3 protein-coding genes are annotated in these 1,816 nt (G+C 61.2%); all 3 read right to left on the bottom strand.

Annotation, left to right across the window (positions count from 1 at the left end):
- A partial coding sequence (gene tnpC / locus ACOI1H_RS25305) for an IS66 family transposase (RefSeq protein WP_422441052.1) occupies positions 1 to 998 on the bottom strand: 998 nt, incomplete at its 3' end.
- Between the two features lie 59 nt (positions 999 to 1,057).
- Positions 1,058 to 1,408: an IS66 family insertion sequence element accessory protein TnpB gene (gene tnpB, locus ACOI1H_RS25300; RefSeq protein ID WP_422441051.1), complete on the bottom strand. Its 351-nt coding sequence runs from the start codon at positions 1,406 to 1,408 to the stop codon at positions 1,058 to 1,060.
- The coding region (gene tnpA / locus ACOI1H_RS25295) for an IS66-like element accessory protein TnpA (RefSeq protein WP_422441049.1) at positions 1,405 to 1,816 on the bottom strand (412 nt) is incomplete at its 5' end. The genes tnpB and tnpA, both read right to left, overlap by 4 nt.

Here is a 1,816-nt window from a genome sequence, read left to right as displayed (position 1 = left end):
GCCAGATACAGGTCATTGTAGCCGCCATAGACGTCCGATTGCAGCACATCATGCCATCCGGCCAAATGCCGTGTCGGGTGTTCCTTGCGACGATCCACTGAGAAGTGGAAGAGCGCGGCAGGCGGCGCACCCCCATCCCATGGTCGGTCATCGCGCACATAGGTCCAGAGCCGCGCAGTCTTGGTGCCGCCGCGCGCCAGAAGCGGCACGGTCGTGTCGTCACCATGCAAACGGCCACCGTCCAGCACGTGGCGCGCGATCAGCGCATGAATGGGGGCCAGTGCTATACAGGCATGACCGATCAGATCAGCCAATGTAGACAGGCTGAGATCGACACCTTCCCGCGCAATCCGATCGGATTGCCGGTTCAGTGGTTGGTGCTGTCCATACTTGTCGAAAGCAATCATGGCGATCAGTTGCGGCCCTGCCCAACCGCGCGGAATGGCGTGGAACGGGGCTGGTGGCTGGCTGATCTTCTCGCATGACCGACAAGTGAACTTTTCGCGGACGGTCTGGATCACCTTCCACTGACGCGGAATAACTTCCAGCGTGTCGGTAATGTCTTCACCCATCTTCACGATGCGGTCCGAGCCGCAGCAGGTGCAGTTGGTCGGTGCCTCAACCACCACACGCTCGCGCGGCAGATGCTCGGGAAAGGGTTTGCGCACCGGCTTGCGCCGCGTGAAGGCGCGCACGGTGCTGGCCTTGTCCTGCGCTGCGGCTTGTTCAGCCGCCAACGCATCCTCGGTGGCAGCTGCTTCCAGTTCCTCAAGCTGCAATTCCAGCTGATCGATCAGCCGCGCGCGACGCTCGGAAGAGATGCCGTATTTATCGCGCCGCAGCTTTGCGATCTCCAGCTTCAATTCCTGGATCATTGCTTGCGTGCAAGAGGCCAGGGCGCGGGCCTGTGCCAGTTCGACCTCCGCAGCTTGCGCGCGGGCTGTCTGCGCGGCAAGGGCGGCGCTCAATCCGGCGATTTCGGAAGCGGCATCTGACATGGCAAATATTTACCACAGACAGCATGAAGCGCCAATAAAAACAGGCGTTTCACCGCAATTTATCCAGCCGTTCTGGGCCTCTGCGTCCAGCGCGGGTTCCTCCAGTCAATCCCTTCCAGAAGATAGCCGAGCTGGGCGGCGGATATCGAAACAGCCGTCCCATCCTGGCTTACCGGCCAGATGAACTTCCCCGCCTCAAGCCGCTTCAGATACAGCGACATGCCGACCCCGTCATGCCAGAGCAGTTTCACCAGATCACCCTTGCGACCCCGAAAGCAAAAGATCTCACCCGCATGCGGGTCACGCCCAAGGCCCTGCTGGACCGCCAGCGCCAAGGTATTCATCCCGCGCCGCATGTCCGTCACGCCGCCCGCAATCCAAACCTTCGTGCCAGCCGGAAACGCGATCAAGACGCGTCCAGCACTTGCACGAGGCGCATCAGTAGCACCGGGTCAAGCGACGCGGCAGCAGACAAACGGCGGCCATTCACGAGCGTGATTTCAACCAAACCATCTGACGCAGCCGCGACAACAGCTTCCGGCGTGGACCGCTCCGATGGCATCCGGCCGACGTCCTGTTCTGAAAGGGTCAAAGGCGCAAACCGGGGCAGCTCGGAACCAACAGCCAATTCACCGTCACGATACTGCCGACGCCAGCGCACCAACAACGATCGACCCAGATCGTGCCGTCGGGCCGTCTGGGCTACGCGGCCTGGTGCCCCAAAGCTTTCTTCAACAATCCGAACTTTCTCTGCATCCGTCCAACGCCGGCGGCGCCCGGTATCGGTGACAGATAGAATCTCAACGGAGGGTCTGAAT

The organism is Loktanella sp. DJP18 (assembly GCF_049310965.1).
Taxonomy (GTDB): domain Bacteria; phylum Pseudomonadota; class Alphaproteobacteria; order Rhodobacterales; family Rhodobacteraceae; genus Loktanella.
This window is presented reverse-complemented; position numbering and strand designations above follow the sequence as displayed.